This is a genomic window from Streptomyces sp. NPDC050147, from assembly GCF_040660195.1.
In the GTDB taxonomy this organism is placed as follows: domain Bacteria; phylum Actinomycetota; class Actinomycetes; order Streptomycetales; family Streptomycetaceae; genus Streptomyces.
The window spans coordinates 463,332-479,160 of record NZ_JBFALJ010000002.1 but is presented as its reverse complement, the minus strand read 5'-3'; the positions used below and the strand labels follow the sequence as shown (position 1 = coordinate 479,160).

Here is a 15,829-nt window from a genome sequence, read left to right as displayed (position 1 = left end):
CCGGGCCCTCACGCGCCGACCGCCTCCGTCACGCGGCGGCCGGAACCCTCACCTCGGCCTCGGTCAGGGCCAGTTCGAGCACCTGACGGACGTCCGTCACCGGGTGCACGTCCAGCTTCTGCAGGATCTCCGCCGGGACGTCGTCCAGGTCGGCCTCGTTCCGCTTCGGGATGATCACCGTGGTGATCCCGGCGCGGTGCGCGGCGAGCAGCTTCTGCTTGACGCCACCGATGGGCAGGACCCGCCCGGTCAGCGAGACCTCGCCGGTCATGGCCACATCCGTCCGGACCAGGCGGCCGCTGAGCAGCGACGCGAGGGCGGTCGTCATGGTGACACCCGCGCTCGGCCCGTCCTTGGGGACCGCGCCCGCCGGGAAGTGGATGTGCACGCCGCGTTCCTTCAGGTCGGCGACGGGCAGCTCCAGCTCGGCGCCGCGCGAGCGCAGGAAGGAGAGCGCGATCTGCGCGGACTCCTTCATCACGTCGCCGAGCTGACCGGTCAGGGTCAGGCCCGCGGCGCCCGTCTCCGGATCGGCGAGCGACGCCTCGACGTACAGGACGTCACCTCCCGCGCCGGTGACCGCGAGCCCGGTCGCCACGCCCGGCACCGCCGTGCGCCGCTCGGCCGGGTCCTGCGCCGACTCGGGCACGTGGTGCGGGCGTCCGATGAGGTCACGCAGATCGCCCTCACCGACGGTGAACGGCAGCTTCCGCTCGCCCAGTTCGTGCTGCGCCGCGACCTTGCGGAGCAGCCGCGCGACGGACCGCTCCAGGTTCCGTACGCCCGCTTCCCGGGTGTACTCCCCCGCGAGCTTGCGCAGCGCGCTCTCGTCCAGGGTCACCTCGTCCGTCTCCAGACCGGCCCGCTCCAGCTGGCGCGGGACCAGGTGGTCACGGGCGATGACGACCTTCTCGTCCTCGGTGTAGCCGTCGAGGCGGACGAGTTCCATGCGGTCGAGCAGCGCCTCGGGGATGGATTCGAGGACGTTCGCCGTCGCCAGGAAGACGACATCACTCAGGTCGAGCTCGACCTCCAGGTAGTGGTCCCGGAAGGTGTGGTTCTGCGCCGGGTCGAGCACTTCGAGGAGGGCCGCCGCGGGGTCGCCGCGGAAGTCGGAGCCCACCTTGTCGATCTCGTCCAGGAGCACGACCGGGTTCATGGACCCGGCCTCCTTGATGGCCCGCACGATCCGGCCGGGCAGCGCACCGACGTACGTACGCCGGTGGCCGCGGATCTCCGCCTCGTCGCGTACGCCGCCGAGCGCGACCCGCACGAACTTGCGGCCCATGGCGTGCGCGACGGACTCGCCGAGGCTCGTCTTGCCGACGCCAGGAGGGCCCACCAGGGCGAGCACGGCGCCGCCACGACGGCCGCCGACGACCCCGAGGCCGCGGTCGGCTCGTCGCTTGCGCACCGCGAGGTACTCGGTGATGCGTTCCTTCACGTCCTGCAGGCCGGCGTGCTCGGCGTCGAGGACGTTCTGGGCGCCCTTGATGTCGTACTCGTCCTCGGTCCGTTCGTTCCAGGGCAGTTCGAGGACGGTGTCGAGCCAGGTCCTGATCCAGGAGCCCTCGGGCGACTGGTCGCTGGACCGCTCCAGCTTGTCGACTTCCTTGAGGGCGGCCTCCCGGACCTTCTCGGGGAGGTCGGCGGCCTCGACGCGGGTGCGGTAGTCGTCGGACTCCTCGCCGTCCTTCTCGCCGTTGATCTCGCGCAGTTCCTTGCGCACGGCGTCGAGCTGGCGCCGCAGCAGGAACTCGCGCTGCTGCTTGTCGACGCCTTCCTGGACGTCCTTGGCGATGGACTCGGCGACGTCCTGCTCGGCGAGGTGCTCGCGCAGCTGCTCGGTGGCGAGCTTGAGGCGGGCGACCGGGTCGCCGGTCTCCAGGAGCTCGACCTTCTGGTCGGTGGAGAGGAAGGGCGAGTAGCCGGAGTTGTCGGCGAGCGCGGAGACGTCGTCGATCTGCGTGACGCGGTCCACGACCTGCCAGGCCCCGCGCTTCTTCAGCCAGCTGGTGGCGAGCGCCTTGTACTCCTTGACCAGCTCGGTGACCACACCGGGGAGCGGATCGGGCACGGTCTCGTCGACCTTGACGCCCTCCACCCAGAGCGCGGCACCGGGCCCGGTCGTCCCGGCACCGATCCGCACGCGGCCACGGCCGCGGATGAGGGCGCCGGGGTCGCCGTCGGAGAGACGCCCGACCTGTTCGACGGTGCCGAGGACACCGGTCGCGGCGTACGTCCCGTCGATGCGCGGAACAAGAAGGACCTGCGGCTTGCTGCTCCCGTCGGAGCGGGCGGCGGCCTGGGCGGCCTCGACCGCGGCGCGCACCTCGGTGTCGGACAGGTCGAACGGAACCACCATGCCGGGCAGGACAACTTCGTCGTCGAGCGGGAGCACGGGCAATGTCAGCGGTGTGGACGGCTTCGACTCGGCGGACTCAGTAGTCATGATCTCCCCTTCGGCATTCAAGTTGAGCTATGTGGACTCAATGCTCGTGAGTCCTTGAATGTTCCCCAAGGGGTGTTCGCTGTGAGCGATCACGTCGACACGTGCGGGAAGGCGGGTCGTCGGGGCGGTCAGGCCGACCGGCGCCACCGTCGCACCAGCGGCCATGTGGCGACACCGATCGACAGCGCGAGCAGGTGGCCCCAGTTCGTCATCGGGTCCGTGAACGCGATCAGGTCGTCGATCAGCATGCCGCCGAACCCGGCGAGCACCAGCCACCGCAGCCACGGCCTGAACAGCCCCGCCAGCGCGCCGACGCTCGCCGCGACTCCGAAGCTGATGCCGTAGTCGAGACGGTGCAGGGAGCTGTCGGGCAGATGCCCCGCGAGGACCGAGAGGCCGACGGGGATCTCGGTGGCGAGGGTGGCGACGACGTGACCGAGCAGGAAGACGCCCGCCGTGCGGAGCGCGCCGATGCGGCGCTCGAGGGCCGTGAGGACCAGCAGGAAGCCGACCGCGTACGGCGAAGCGATGCCGCCCGCGATCCACAGCGCGCTGGCCACCAGGACGAGCAGCGGCTGCTGCGACAGGTGCGCGACATCGGTGCTGGAGTGGCGGTGCAGGTCCGAGACGAGGGACGGGTCCGCATACTGCGCCAGGAGCGACGTCACGGCGAGGACCGCGGCATAACCGAAGGTGAAGGGCGTGCCCGTGGGGGTCGGCAGGATTCGCCAGAGACGCGGGCGCCGACCGGGCGCAGCCGCGTCGGGGGTGGCCGCCTCGGAGGGAGCCGTCTCAGGACTGGTCGTCACCTCGGGCGCGCGGCCCCGTTGCCGCGGGATGCCGTCCCGTTGTCGCGGGACGCCGTCCAGGCCGGGCGGGGCGGTCTCCTCGGGTGCCGTGGAGGCAGCCGACGCGCTCAGGTTCAAGGTGAGACGCTCCTTCCGTCATGGCCACCCTTTGCCGATCTTTCCGGCACTGTCTATGACCCGTACCACGGCCCGTGCCAGGTGAGACGCGAATCACAGCAACCCGGCGGTCCCGGTTCGCGTCCGCCCCCAGGCGGTGCTCTCACCAGTCATACCCTGGCCGCCATGCACACCCACACCACCGCCCCCGTCGTCATCGACCGGCGCGAGGGGCCGTACGGCGAAGTCGTACTGCGGCGCCATGGTGCGCTTCTGCAGATCATCGCCAACGGCTGTTTCCTGATGGACACTTCGGACGGCCGCTCCGAGCGGCTGCTCGTCGACGCGGCGTACGACGCGCTGGACGATCCCCGCGAGCCCGCGCTGCTCATCGGCGGCCTCGGCGTCGGCTTCTCCCTCGCCCACGCGGCGGCCGACCCGCGCTGGGGCCGCATCACGGTCGTCGAACGCGAGCAGGCCGTCATCGACTGGCACCGCTCGGGAGTCGACGCCCCGCTGGCCGGGCTCTCCGGCGCCGCGCTCGCCGATCCGCGCACGGAGATCCTGCACACAGACCTGGTGGCGCATCTCTCCGGCGCCGACGCCTCCGACGGCAGCCCGAGAACGTACGACGCGCTCTGTCTGGACATCGACAACGGCCCGGACTGGACGGTGACGGAGGGCAACAACTCCCTCTATTCTCCCGCCGGTCTGGCCGCCTGCCGGTCGCGTCTGAACCCGGGCGGGGTACTGGCCGTGTGGTCCGCCCAGCCCTCGTCCGCTTTCGACTTCGCTCTACGGAATGCCGGGTTCCAGTCGGTACGGACGGAAGAGATCCCCGTTGCCCGAGGCGTACCCGACGTGGTTCATCTCGGCGTAAGGGCTGCGTAGCCGAGGTGCCTTCGCGACCCGTACCCTGCTGACCGAACACAAGCGATCAGTGTCAGGGGCGGGCGATGGAGCAGACACACACCTCCCACAACGGCGCGACGGCGGCGATGCCAGGCGCCCAGCGCCGGGTTCTGGTGGTCGAGGACGACCCGACGATCGTCGACGCCATCGCCGCCCGGCTACGCGCCGAGGGTTTCGTAGTGCAAACGGCGGGCGATGGCCCGTCGGCGGTCGACACCGCACAGGCTTGGCAGCCCGATCTGCTGATCCTGGACATCATGCTGCCGGGCTTCGACGGGCTTGAAGTGTGCCGCCGGGTGCAGGCCCAGCGGCCGGTTCCGGTCCTCATGCTGACGGCGCGCGACGACGAGACGGACATGCTGGTCGGGCTCGGCGTCGGCGCCGACGACTACATGACCAAGCCGTTCTCCATGCGGGAGCTCGCGGCCCGGGTGCACGTCCTGCTGCGCAGGGTCGAGCGGGCCGCACTGGCCGCGACCACCCCGCGCAGCGGCATCCTGCGCCTGGGCGAGCTGGAGATCGACCACGCTCAGCGGCGGGTCAGGGTGCGCAGCGAGGACGTCCATCTGACGCCGACGGAGTTCGACCTGCTGGTCTGCCTGGCCAACACCCCGCGTGCCGTGCTCTCGCGCGAGCAGCTGCTCGCCGAGGTGTGGGACTGGGCGGACGCGTCGGGCACCCGGACCGTCGACAGCCACATCAAGGCGCTGCGCCGGAAGATCGGCGCCGAGCGGATCCGTACGGTGCACGGCGTCGGATACGCCCTGGAGACCCCGACCCCGTGAGGCGGGCCGTCCGATGACCGGTCCCTTCGGCGAGCTGCGGCCGTTCTCCATCAAGACCAAGCTCGGCACCCTGGTGGTCGTCTCGGTCTTCATCACCACGGGTCTGCTGATGGTGGCGATGAAGACGGAGACGGAGCTGCGCTTCATCACCGTCTTCTCCGTGATCGCCACGCTGCTGATCACGCAGTTCGTGGCGCACAGCCTCACCGCGCCGCTGGACGAGATGAACTCCGTGGCGCGGGCCGTCTCGCACGGCGACTACACGCGCCGGGTGCGCGGCGCCGACCGCCGCGACGAGCTGGGTGACGTGGCCACCACGATCAACCGCATGGCGGACGACCTGGAGGCCCAGGACCAGCAGCGCAAGGAACTGGTCGCCAACGTCTCGCACGAGCTGCGCACCCCCATCGCGGCCCTTCGCGCGGTCCTGGAGAACGTCGTCGACGGAGTATCCGCCGCCGACCCGGAGACCATGCGTACGGCCCTGAAGCAGACGGAGCGGCTCGGGCGCCTGGTGGAGACGCTGCTCGACCTGTCCCGCCTGGACAACGGCGTCGTACCGCTGCGGGCCCGCCGCTTCGAGGTGTGGCCCTACCTGTCGGGCGTCCTGAAGGAGGCCAACATGGTGGCTTCCGCGCGCGCGGGCATCGCGTCGGGCTCCGGCAGCCACACCCGTACGGACGTCCATCTGCACCTGGACGTGACGCCGCCCGAGCTGACGGCGCACGCGGACGCCGAGCGGCTGCACCAGGTCGTGGCCAACCTCATCGACAACGCGGTCAAGCACAGCCCGCCGCACGGCCGCGTCACCGTACGCGCCCGGCGCGGTCTCTACCCCGAGTCCCTGGACCTGGAGGTCCTCGACGAGGGCCCCGGCATCCCGGAGTCGGAGTGGCACCGGGTCTTCGAGCGCTTCAACCGCGGCAGCCACGCCAACACCCCTCCGCAGGGGCCCGGCAGTGACGGCGGCACCGGACTCGGGCTCGCCATCGCGCGCTGGGCGGTCGATCTGCACGGCGGACACATCGGTGTGGCCGAATCCCCTCGCGGCTGCCGCATCCAGGTCACTCTTCCGGGCCTGCCCGAGGCGCGGAGTTGACGTAGGGTTCGAAACGGAAGCGATTCGCGGGCGCATCGGAAGCGCGCCCGGGTGACGCCACCGCGCCGGCCACGGTCCGCGCGGCCGTCCTGCGTTCCGGAACCTCGCTTGTTTCCCGCCATTTACGCCACCGAAACCCCCCGTCCAATGTGACTTACGCGACGGATGACGGGGCCGGTCTGCACCTGGCGGCGTTGGAGGCGTAGCCTTGATTCCCGCTGTCCATCACCTTGTGAAGCGGAAGAGGGCGGTTACCGCCGTGTCGTCACAGTCCCCCAGTAGCTCGAGCATCTCGACCGACCAAGACGGGCAAGGCAAGAGCCCTGCTGCGGCCTTCGGTCCCAATGAGTGGCTCGTCGACGAGATCTATCAGCAGTACCTCCAGGACCCGAATTCGGTCGACCGAGCCTGGTGGGACTTCTTCGCCGACTACAAGCCAGGAGCGGGCGCGTCACCCACCGCTGCCCCGGCCAAGCCGGCGGGTGACGCAGCCGCGGGGGCTGCGGCCACCACGTCCCCCGCAGCTCCCGCCGCACCCGCAGCTCCGGCAGCGTCCGCCCCGGCGACGCCCGCGGCCCCCGCCGCGCCTGCCGCGCCCGCGGCTCCGGCCGCGAAGCCCGCGGCCGCCGCTCCGGCCCCCGCCGCGAAGCCCGCGGCCAAGGCGGAGCCCGCTGCCAAGGCGGAGCCCGCCACCGAGGCCCCGGCAGGACCCGAGTACGTGACGCTGCGCGGCCCCGCCGCCGCGGTCGCGAAGAACATGAACGCCTCCGTGGAGGTCCCGACGGCGACGTCGGTCCGCGCGGTCCCGGTGAAGCTGCTCTTCGACAACCGCATCGTCATCAACAACCACCTCAAGCGCGCCCGCGGCGGGAAGATCTCCTTCACGCACCTCATCGGGTACGCGATGGTGCAGGCCATCAAGGCCATGCCGTCGATGAACTACTCCTTCGTACAGAAGGACGGCAAGCCGACGCTGGTCAAGCCGGAGCACATCAACTTCGGCCTCGCCATCGACCTGGTGAAGCCCAACGGCGACCGCCAGCTGGTCGTCGCGGGCATCAAGAAGGCCGAGACGCTGAACTTCTTCGAGTTCTGGCAGGCCTACGAGGACATCGTCCGCCGCGCCCGCGACGGCAAGCTCGGCATGGACGACTTCACCGGCGTCACGGTCTCGCTGACCAACCCCGGCGGCCTCGGCACCGTCCACTCGGTCCCCCGCCTGATGCCCGGACAGTCGGTCATCATGGGCGTCGGCTCGATGGACTACCCCGCGGAGTTCCAGGGCACGTCCCAGGACACCCTGAACAAGCTCGGCATCTCGAAGGTCATGACGCTCACGTCGACCTACGACCACCGGGTGATCCAGGGCGCCGCCTCCGGCGAGTTCCTGCGCATCGTCGCGAACCTGCTGCTCGGCGAGAACGACTTCTACGACGAGATCTTCAAGGCGCTGCGCATTCCCTACGAGCCGGTCCGCTGGCTCAAGGACATCGACGCCTCGCACGACGACGACGTCACGAAGGCCGCCCGCGTCTTCGAGCTGATCCACTCCTACCGCGTCCGCGGCCACGTCATGGCCGACACGGACCCGCTGGAGTACAAGCAGCGCAAGCACCCCGACCTGGACATCACCGAGCACGGCCTCACCCTGTGGGACCTGGAGCGTGAGTTCGCGGTCGGCGGCTTCGCCGGCAAGTCCATGATGAAGCTGCGCGACGTCCTCGGCGTCCTGCGCGACTCGTACTGCCGCACCACCGGCATCGAGTTCATGCACATCCAGGACCCGAAGCAGCGCAAGTGGCTGCAGGACCGCATCGAGCGCACCCACGCCTCCAAGCCGGAGCGCGAGGAGCAGCTGCGCATCCTGCGCAGGCTGAACGCCGCCGAGGCCTTCGAGACGTTCCTCCAGACGAAGTACGTCGGCCAGAAGCGCTTCTCCCTGGAGGGCGGCGAGTCCGTCATCCCGCTGCTCGACGCCGTGCTCGACAGCGCCGCCGAGTCGCGCCTGGACGAGGTCGTCATCGGCATGGCCCACCGCGGCCGGCTGAACGTCCTGGCGAACATCGTGGGCAAGTCGTACGCCCAGATCTTCCGCGAGTTCGAGGGCAACATGGACCCCAAGTCCATGCACGGCTCCGGCGACGTGAAGTACCACCTGGGCGCCGAGGGCACCTTCACCGGCCTGGACGGCGAGCAGATCAAGGTCTCGCTGGCCGCCAACCCGTCCCACCTGGAGACGGTCGACCCGGTCATCGAGGGCATCGTCCGCGCCAAGCAGGACATCATCAACAAGGGCGGCACGGACTTCACGGTCCTGCCGGTCGCCCTGCACGGTGACGCGGCCTTCGCGGGCCAGGGTGTGGTCGCCGAGACGCTCAACATGTCGCAGCTGCGGGGTTACCGCACCGGTGGCACCGTCCACATCGTCATCAACAACCAGGTCGGCTTCACCGCCGCCCCGGAGTCGTCGCGTTCCTCCATGTACGCCACGGACGTGGCCCGCATGATCGAGGCGCCGATCTTCCACGTGAACGGCGACGACCCGGAGGCCGTCGTCCGCATCGCGCGGCTCGCGTTCGAGTTCCGTCAGGCGTTCAACAAGGACGTCGTGATCGACCTCATCTGCTACCGCCGCCGCGGTCACAACGAGTCGGACAACCCGGCGTTCACGCAGCCGCTGATGTACGACCTGATCGACAAGAAGCGCTCGGTGCGCAAGCTCTACACCGAGTCCCTCATCGGTCGCGGCGACATCACCCTGGAAGAGGCCGAGCAGGCTCTGCAGGACTTCCAGGGGCAGCTGGAGAAGGTCTTCACGGAGGTCCGCGAGGCCATCTCGCAGCCCGCCGAGGCGGAGGTCCCGGCCCCGGAGGCCGAGTTCCCGGTGAACGTCGACACCTCGATCTCCCAGGAGGTCGTCAAGCGGATCGCCGAGTCCCAGGTCAACATCCCCGACCGGGTCACCGTCCACCCGCGACTCCTTCCGCAGCTGCAGCGCCGCGCGTCGATGATCGAGGACGGCACGATCGACTGGGGCATGGGCGAGACCCTCGCCATCGGTTCGCTGCTCCTGGAGGGCACCCCGGTCCGCCTGTCGGGCCAGGACTCGCGTCGTGGCACGTTCGGTCAGCGCCACGCGGTCCTCATCGACCGTGAGACGGGCGAGGACTTCACGCCGCTCCTGTACCTCTCCGAGGACCAGGCGCGCTACAACGTCTACGACTCGCTGCTCTCCGAGTACGCGGTGATGGGCTTCGAGTACGGCTACTCGCTGGCCCGCCCCGAGTCCCTCGTCATGTGGGAAGCGCAGTTCGGTGACTTCGTCAACGGCGCGCAGACGGTGGTGGACGAGTACATCTCGGCCGCCGAGCAGAAGTGGAACCAGCACTCCGGCGTCACGCTGCTGCTGCCGCACGGCTACGAGGGCCAGGGCCCGGACCACTCGTCCGCCCGCATCGAGCGCTTCCTCCAGCTGTGCGCGCAGAACAACATGACGGTCGCGATGCCGACCCTTCCGTCGAACTACTTCCACCTCCTGCGGTGGCAGGTGCACAACCCGCACCACAAGCCGCTGGTGGTCTTCACCCCGAAGTCGATGCTGCGCCTCAAGGCGGCGGCCTCGAAGACGGAGGAGTTCACGACGGGTGGCTTCCGCCCGGTCATCGGCGACGACTCGGTCGAGGCGTCGGCGGTCCGCAAGGTCGTCTTCTGCGCGGGCAAGCTGTACTACGACCTCGAGGCCGAGCGGAAGAAGCGCGGCGACACGGGCACCGCGATCATCCGCATCGAGCGTCTGTACCCGCTGCCGGGTGCCGAGCTCCAGGCGGAGATCGCGAAGTACCCGAACGCCGAGAAGTACCTGTGGGCGCAGGAGGAGCCGGCGAACCAGGGCGCGTGGCCCTTCATCGCCCTCAACCTCATCGACCACCTGGACCTGGCGGTCGGCGCGGACATCCCGCACGGCGAGCGCCTGCGCCGCATCTCGCGGCCGCACGGCTCGTCCCCGGCGGTCGGCTCGAAGAAGCGCCACGAGCAGGAGCAGGAACAGCTCCTCAACGAGGTCTTCGAGGCGTAGGCCCCGAGCGGTTCGTACGCCGGTGGGCCCGGTCCCGAGTGCTTGTCACCCGGGGCCGGGCCCACCGGCGTATCGGCTTATCCTGAATGTCCTGAGCACATCGCTCACCAGTCGTTCTTGAATCGCGGAGCCTGTCTTGTACTTCACCGACCGTGGCATCGAGGAACTGGAGAAGCGGCGCGGCGAGGAGGAAGTCACCTTCGAGTGGCTCGCCGAGCAGCTCCGCACCTTCGTGGACCTCAACCCGGACTTCGAGGTCCCGGTCGAGCGCCTGGCGACCTGGCTGGCCCGTCTGGACGACGCGGACGAGGACGAGTAGGCCGCGCGTCACCCGCCCACGAGCGCGGGGGCCAGCTTGCGCCACTGGGGCAGCGGCAGGGCTCCCGGTTCACCCGTCAGCACCGGTACGCAGACGTGGTCGGCGCCCGCCGCGAAGTGCTCCCGCACGCGCGGATCAGCCGGGCCGGTTGCTGGATCTGGCGCTGGACGCGGTTCACGGGCGCGGCACAGGGCCGCCTTCCGGGACTCGAGGGCCGGGGTCCTCCAGAACGACGCTCTCAAGCTCCGGATGGTGGCCGCGCGTCGGCTGCCCGCACGCTGTCGTACGCAAGCCCCAGGGAGCCGTGGACCAGCAGGAGCGCCGCCGCCGCGGCCCAGCCCGCGCTGCGTCGCCGCAGGGCCCATGCCGCGAGCGGCAGCCCGGCGGCCAGCTGAGCCGCGGCCAGGGCGCGAGCCCGCGGTCCCCGCAGCCAGGGCCCGAGGCGCCCCCGCTCGACCACGTCCAGTTCCGCCCGCACCACGTCCCGCCAACCGGACCACTCGATGTCCCGCACGCCCGGCACCACGCGCGCCACCGTGCGCAGCCGATCCGCGGACTCCCCCGGGCCGAGCCCGGGCGGTAGCTCCACCCCTGCCCGCGCGAGGACGGCGAGCAGCCCGAGCAGGCGCGCACGGGCGTCGGCCTCGCTGTCGGGGCGCCCGAGGGCCTCCAGGGTCTGCAGGTCCAGTACGGGGTCGAGCCCGAGCCGCGCGGTGAAGGTGCGCAACGCCTCGTCCTCGCCGGCGGGCGTTCCGTTGGCCAGCCACACGTACTCGACGGTGCGCCGGAAGCCCGCGGCGAGTGTGCTGCCGGCGCGGTCGGAGTCCCACCACAGAGCCAGCACCGGCCAGGTCGCCCCGACGGCGAGCGCGGTGGCCCATCCGGTGAGGACCCGGTCCACCGGTTCGTCACCGTGCACCCAGGGCTTGCCCTCGGGCACGAGCACGCTCCACTGGTGGCCCGCCGGAGCGAGCAGCATCGGTTCGCGCAACAGGCGGGCGGCGGGCTCGACCACGTCGGGTTCGGCCCGGCAGAGCAGCAGCGCACCGGCGGCGCCGTGCTCGAAAGCTTCGGACGACATGGCCCCACGCTAGGTCAAATCGCCATATTTAGCGCAGAGAAGCGAGGGTGTCTTGACTTTCCGTGACCGCGATATATCGTGTATCTCAGAGACGCGATATGGCGCGTTGCTGTCGGGCTTTCGGGCCCTCCGTCCACAGCAGCCCAGCCCGCCGAGGAGGACAGCCCGATGTCAGAGTGGTCCGTCGCCGAGCCCCGGAAGCTCACGTTCGACGCCCCCGTGAAGACCCTCCGTGTGCGCGTGGTCAACGGAACGGTGAACGTCGTGGGCACCGACGAAGTTTCCGCACGCCTCGAGGTGTCCGAGATCGAGGGGCCGCCGCTGACCGTCACGCAGGCCGACGGCGTGCTGACCGTCGCGTATGACGACCTGCCCTGGAAGGGCTTCCTCAAGTGGCTCGACCGCAAGGGCTGGCGCCGCAGCGCGGTGGTCTCCCTGGCCGTCCCCGCGGGGACCCGCGTGGAGGTGGGCGTGGTCGGGGCGGGCGCCGTGGTCTCGGGGATCGAGGGGAGCACGGAGGTCAAGGGGGTCACCGGAGACACGACCCTCGTCGGCCTCTCGGGCCGGATCCGCGCCGACACGGTCTCGGGCAGCGTGGAGGCGCAGGGCATCACCGGCGACCTGCGGTTCAACTCGGTCTCCGGCGATCTGACGGTCTTCGAGGGCGCGGGGGCCTCGGTTCGGGCCGATTCGGTGAGCGGCTCGATGATCGTGGACCTCGACCCGGCGGGCGCTCCGGCCGACATCGGCCTGACGAACGTCTCGGGCGAGATCGCGATCCGGTTGCCCCATCCGACGGACACGGACGTCGAGGCGAACACCGCGAGCGGGACGGTGTCCAACGCGTTCGAGGATCTGCGGGTCAGCGGCCAGTGGGGGGCGAAGAAGATCACCGGTCGCCTGGGGTCGGGGAGCGGAAAGCTCAAGGCGACGACGGTCTCGGGGTCCATCGCGCTGCTGCGCAGGCCGCCGACGGAGGAAGATCTCTCCGACGAGGTCCCCTCGACCGCTCCCCCGACAGATCCGACGGACCCGCCGGGCCCGACGGACAGTGTCCCGTCCGACGACGCCGCCCCGACCGACAAGAAGGTGCTCTGAGATGGCCCCCGTGTTCGCCCATGGCCGACTGCGCCTGTACCTGCTGAAACTCCTCGACGAGGCGCCGCGCCACGGCTATGAGGTGATCCGCCTCCTGGAGGAGCGCTTCCAGGGGTTGTACGCACCTTCGGCGGGGACGGTCTACCCGCGCCTGGCGAAGCTGGAGGCCGAGGGCCTGGTCACGCACACCACGGAAGGCGGCCGCAAGGTGTACGCCATCACGGACGCGGGCCGCGCGGAACTGGCCGACCGCAGCGGTGAGCTGGCCGATCTGGAGCTGGAGATCCGCGACTCCGTCGCCGAGCTCGCCGCGGAGATCCGGGACGGCGTGCGGGGTGCGGCGGGTGAACTGCGCCGCGAGATGCGGGAGGCGGCCAAGGAGGCGCGCGCGTCCGGCGGCGCTTCCGAGGGCAAGAGCGGGGCGGGCTCCGGCTCCGGCAGGCCCTTCCCTGACCCCGCGGACTTCTTCGACGGCTCCTGGGCCGAGACGGACGGCTGGCGTCAGGCCAAGGAGGAGTTCAAGCGCGCCAAGCAGGAGTGGAAGGAGCAGGCCCGGCGGGCGAAGGACGAGACCCGCAGGGCACGCGAGGACGCCCAGCGCGCCCGCCGCCAGGCCCAGGACGCGCAGGAGACCGCGCGTGCCCAGGCACAGGAGGAGGTGCAGCGCATCGCACGGCGCGTCCAGGACCAGGTGCAGGACCACTTCACGCGGGGCGACTGGCCGACCGGGGTCCGCGAGGGCCTGACGGAACTGGCCAAGGAGTTCGGCGAGTTCGGCAAGGACCTGGGCAAGGACTTCGGGCGCAAGAGCCCGAAGCCGACCGCCGCCGAGGAGCCCACGTTCACCTCCGCCCCCGAGGACGGGGTCCCCACGGAGTACGTCCCGGAGTGGGCTCAGGTGGACGGCACCGGCAATCCGTCGCGGGACCTGGACCGCCTCCTGGACCGCTTCCGCGACGACATCCGCGACGCGGCCCGGGACCACGGCGTGACGGAGGACCAACTGCGGGACGCACGCCGCCACTTGTCGGCGGCGGCGGCCCACATCACCGCGACACTGCGCACCCCCAAGGCCTGACCTGGGGACGCCGAGGCCGCCGGCTGCCTACTCGGGGCCGGTGCCGGGACCGGAGCCCCCGCCGTACAGCACCCGCTCCACCGACTCGTGGGTCACGCCGTGGTCCGCAAGGACCTCGCTCACGAGTCCGGGGCGGACGGTCAGGGCGAACAGGATGTGCTCGTCGCCGATCTGCCGGTCCTTGCGGGCGGTGGCCACGCGCAGGGACCTCACCAGGGTGTCCTTGGCCTCGCGGGTGAACGGCCGGTGCCCGCTCCAGCCCCGGCCCCGGCCCGGACGCGCTGCCTTGCGGGCACCCGCCAACGCGCCCGCACCGTGGGCCTCTTCGACCCGGGAGACGATCTCGGACACGTCGATGCCGAGTCCGGCCAGCGCCTCCGTATCGGCCTGCGAGAGGCCCCCGCGGCGCCGCGCCTCGCCCAGCGCGTCCTCGATCGAGTCCCGGCGGCGCGTGGCCCCGAGCGAGGCCAGGGCGAAGGACGCCCGGCTCGCCTCGCGGTCGAGCAGCGCGAGGAGCATGTGCCCGTCGTCGACGCACGCCGCACCCTCGCCCTCGGCATGCCCGACCGCACCCTTGACCACGGCGCGGGCGTCCTTCGTGAACCGCTCGAACATCACTGCCTCCCGTACTTCTTGTGCACGGCCTGCCTGCTCACTCCGAGCTCCGCGGCGATCCCCTGCCACGACCAGCCCTGCTGGCGCGCACTGCGCACCTGCACGGCCTCCAACCGCTCCACCAGCCTCCGCAGCGCGGAGACGGCCCGCAGTCCGACTCGTGGGTCACGGTCACCCGCACGCTCGGCGAGATCCGTAGCTTCGGTCATGCATGTCAACTTACGTTGACAGGAAGCGGATGTCAATCAAAGTTGACACCCGTGATGTGGACGCGGCCCTTCCAGCGCCTTTCAGGTCATCCGACCTCGAGCACGATCTTCCCGAACAGGTCACCGGACTGAAGACGCTCGAAGCCCTCGCGCGCCCGGTCAAGCGGCAGCACCTCGTCGATGACGGGACGCACGCCCGTGGCCGCGCAGAAGGACAGCAGGTCCTCCAGTTCGTCCTTGGACCCCATCGTCGAACCGACGATCTTCAGCTCCAGGAAGAAGACCCGCGTCAGCTCCGCGTGCGAGGGCCGGTCACCGCTGGTCGCCCCCGAGATGACCAAGGTGCCGCCCGGCTTGAGGGACTTGACGGAGTGCGACCACGTCGCCGCCCCCACCGTCTCGATGACGGCGTCCACCCGCTGCGGCAACCGCGCGCCGGACTCGACGGCCTCCACCGCGCCCAGCTCCAGGGCCCGCTTCCGCTTGGCCTCGTCGCGGCTCGTGGCGAAGACCCGGAGCCCCGCGGCCTTGCCGAGGACGATCGCGGCCGTCGCGACACCGCCACCCGCGCCCTGGACCAGGACCGAATCCCCGGGGCGCACCCCCGCGTTGGTGAAGAGCATGCGGTACGCGGTGAGCCACGCGGTCGGCAGGCAGGCCGCCTCGGCGAACGACAGTTCCTTCGGCTTCGGCAGCAGATTCCAGGTGGGGACGGTGACCTGCTCGGCGAACGTCCCCTGGTACTTCTCGGTCAGGATGGAGCGGCCCTCCGCAGGACCGACCCCGTACCCGGTCTGGCCGATGACGGAGTGCAGGACGACCTCGTTGCCGTGCTCGTCGATCCCCGCGGCGTCGCAGCCGAGGATCATCGGCAACCTGGCCTCGGGGAGCCCGACCCCGCGCAGGGACCACAGATCATGGTGATTGAGGGAGGCGGCCCGGACGTTCACGGTCGACCAGCCGGGCCTGGCCTCGGGGGCGGGACGCTCCCCCAACTCAAGGCCGCTGAGCGGCTGGTCACGGTCGATGCGGGCTGCGTAGGCGGCGAACATGAGGCAGACGATAGGCCGCGGGCCTGCCCGGACGTAACCACGCACGACTGTGACGCGCGCCGCGCTCCCACCCCGTACACACCCAGATGCACACCCGTCCAGCACCCCGTGCACACCCGTCCAGCCCCACCAACGCGCCGCGCCCCCGT

The 15,829-nt window shown here is 70.7% G+C and carries 13 protein-coding genes; 7 read left to right on the top strand and 6 right to left on the bottom strand.

Annotation, left to right across the window (positions count from 1 at the left end):
- Positions 1-28: 28 nt before the first annotated feature.
- Together lon and AB0I94_RS05825 are read right to left on the bottom strand one after the other, a co-directional pair.
- Positions 29-2,452 carry an endopeptidase La gene (lon, locus tag AB0I94_RS05830; RefSeq protein WP_363308154.1) on the bottom strand — a complete coding sequence of 808 codons (2,424 nt, stop codon included), beginning with the start codon at positions 2,450-2,452 and terminating at the stop codon, positions 29-31.
- 128 nt (positions 2,453-2,580) lie between these two features.
- On the bottom strand, positions 2,581-3,291 hold the full coding sequence (locus AB0I94_RS05825; protein WP_363308309.1) for a rhomboid-like protein: 711 nt from the start codon (positions 3,289-3,291) through the stop codon (positions 2,581-2,583).
- A gap of 252 nt (positions 3,292-3,543) precedes the next feature.
- Between AB0I94_RS05825 and AB0I94_RS05820 the strand changes: the two genes are divergently transcribed.
- The 5 genes from AB0I94_RS05820 (at position 3,544) to AB0I94_RS05800 (ending at position 10,547) form a co-directional block, all read left to right on the top strand.
- Positions 3,544-4,248, top strand: coding sequence for a spermidine synthase (locus AB0I94_RS05820; RefSeq protein ID WP_363308153.1), 705 nt, complete (start codon positions 3,544-3,546; stop codon positions 4,246-4,248).
- Between the two features lie 65 nt (positions 4,249-4,313).
- Positions 4,314-5,054, top strand: coding sequence for a response regulator transcription factor (locus AB0I94_RS05815; RefSeq protein WP_055555160.1), 741 nt, complete (start codon positions 4,314-4,316; stop codon positions 5,052-5,054).
- Positions 5,055-5,067: 13 nt separating this feature from the next.
- Positions 5,068-6,153 (top strand): HAMP domain-containing sensor histidine kinase, encoded by a 1,086-nt coding sequence (locus AB0I94_RS05810; protein WP_363308152.1) that lies wholly within the window; start codon positions 5,068-5,070, stop codon positions 6,151-6,153.
- Positions 6,154-6,412: 259 nt separating this feature from the next.
- The gene (locus AB0I94_RS05805; RefSeq protein ID WP_363308151.1) at positions 6,413-10,228 is read left to right on the top strand and encodes a multifunctional oxoglutarate decarboxylase/oxoglutarate dehydrogenase thiamine pyrophosphate-binding subunit/dihydrolipoyllysine-residue succinyltransferase subunit; all 3,816 of its coding nucleotides are present in this window, start codon (positions 6,413-6,415) and stop codon (positions 10,226-10,228) included.
- 136 nt (positions 10,229-10,364) lie between these two features.
- Complete coding sequence (locus AB0I94_RS05800) at positions 10,365-10,547, top strand: DUF6104 family protein (protein WP_030560703.1); 183 nt, start codon at positions 10,365-10,367, stop codon at positions 10,545-10,547.
- Positions 10,548-10,785: 238 nt separating this feature from the next.
- On the opposite strand, the gene AB0I94_RS05795 is transcribed toward AB0I94_RS05800, so the two are convergent.
- Positions 10,786-11,628 carry a hypothetical protein gene (locus tag AB0I94_RS05795; protein ID WP_363308150.1) on the bottom strand — a complete coding sequence of 281 codons (843 nt, stop codon included), beginning with the start codon at positions 11,626-11,628 and terminating at the stop codon, positions 10,786-10,788.
- Between the two features lie 168 nt (positions 11,629-11,796).
- Between AB0I94_RS05795 and AB0I94_RS05790 the strand changes: the two genes are divergently transcribed.
- Together AB0I94_RS05790 and AB0I94_RS05785 are read left to right on the top strand one after the other, a co-directional pair.
- Positions 11,797-12,726: a hypothetical protein gene (locus AB0I94_RS05790; RefSeq protein WP_363308149.1), complete on the top strand. Its 930-nt coding sequence runs from the start codon at positions 11,797-11,799 to the stop codon at positions 12,724-12,726.
- 1 nt (position 12,727) lies between these two features.
- Positions 12,728-13,804: a helix-turn-helix transcriptional regulator gene (locus tag AB0I94_RS05785; protein WP_363308148.1), complete on the top strand. Its 1,077-nt coding sequence runs from the start codon at positions 12,728-12,730 to the stop codon at positions 13,802-13,804.
- A 27-nt stretch (positions 13,805-13,831) separates the two neighbouring features.
- Here AB0I94_RS05785 and AB0I94_RS05780 read toward each other — a convergent pair whose 3' ends face one another.
- The 3 genes from AB0I94_RS05780 to AB0I94_RS05770 form a co-directional block, all read right to left on the bottom strand.
- Entirely contained in the window at positions 13,832-14,419 is a 588-nt protein-coding gene (locus AB0I94_RS05780; protein ID WP_363308147.1) for a Clp protease N-terminal domain-containing protein, read from the bottom strand.
- Positions 14,419-14,628, bottom strand: a complete 210-nt coding sequence (locus AB0I94_RS05775) for a helix-turn-helix domain-containing protein (RefSeq protein ID WP_363308146.1) — start codon at positions 14,626-14,628, stop codon at positions 14,419-14,421. The genes AB0I94_RS05780 and AB0I94_RS05775 overlap by 1 nt, the downstream gene beginning before the upstream one ends.
- 86 nt (positions 14,629-14,714) lie before the next feature.
- The gene (locus AB0I94_RS05770; RefSeq protein WP_363308145.1) at positions 14,715-15,680 is read right to left on the bottom strand and encodes a zinc-binding dehydrogenase; all 966 of its coding nucleotides are present in this window, start codon (positions 15,678-15,680) and stop codon (positions 14,715-14,717) included.
- Positions 15,681-15,829: the final 149 nt, after the last annotated feature.

Excerpts from the sequence above, each read along its gene's own strand:
- lon (WP_363308154.1), bottom strand. The coding sequence starts at position 2,452 with ATGACTACTGAGTCCGCCGAGTCGAAGCCGTCCACACCGCTGACATTG.
- AB0I94_RS05820 (WP_363308153.1), top strand. The coding sequence starts at position 3,544 with ATGCACACCCACACCACCGCCCCCGTCGTCATCGACCGGCGCGAGGGG.
- AB0I94_RS05815 (WP_055555160.1), top strand. The coding sequence starts at position 4,314 with ATGGAGCAGACACACACCTCCCACAACGGCGCGACGGCGGCGATGCCA.
- AB0I94_RS05810 (WP_363308152.1), top strand. The coding sequence starts at position 5,068 with ATGACCGGTCCCTTCGGCGAGCTGCGGCCGTTCTCCATCAAGACCAAG.
- AB0I94_RS05795 (WP_363308150.1), bottom strand. The coding sequence starts at position 11,628 with ATGTCGTCCGAAGCTTTCGAGCACGGCGCCGCCGGTGCGCTGCTGCTC.
- AB0I94_RS05790 (WP_363308149.1), top strand. The coding sequence starts at position 11,797 with ATGTCAGAGTGGTCCGTCGCCGAGCCCCGGAAGCTCACGTTCGACGCC.
- AB0I94_RS05785 (WP_363308148.1), top strand. The coding sequence starts at position 12,728 with ATGGCCCCCGTGTTCGCCCATGGCCGACTGCGCCTGTACCTGCTGAAA.
- AB0I94_RS05780 (WP_363308147.1), bottom strand. The coding sequence starts at position 14,419 with ATGTTCGAGCGGTTCACGAAGGACGCCCGCGCCGTGGTCAAGGGTGCG.
- AB0I94_RS05775 (WP_363308146.1), bottom strand. The coding sequence starts at position 14,628 with ATGACCGAAGCTACGGATCTCGCCGAGCGTGCGGGTGACCGTGACCCA.
- AB0I94_RS05770 (WP_363308145.1), bottom strand. The coding sequence starts at position 15,680 with ATGTTCGCCGCCTACGCAGCCCGCATCGACCGTGACCAGCCGCTCAGC.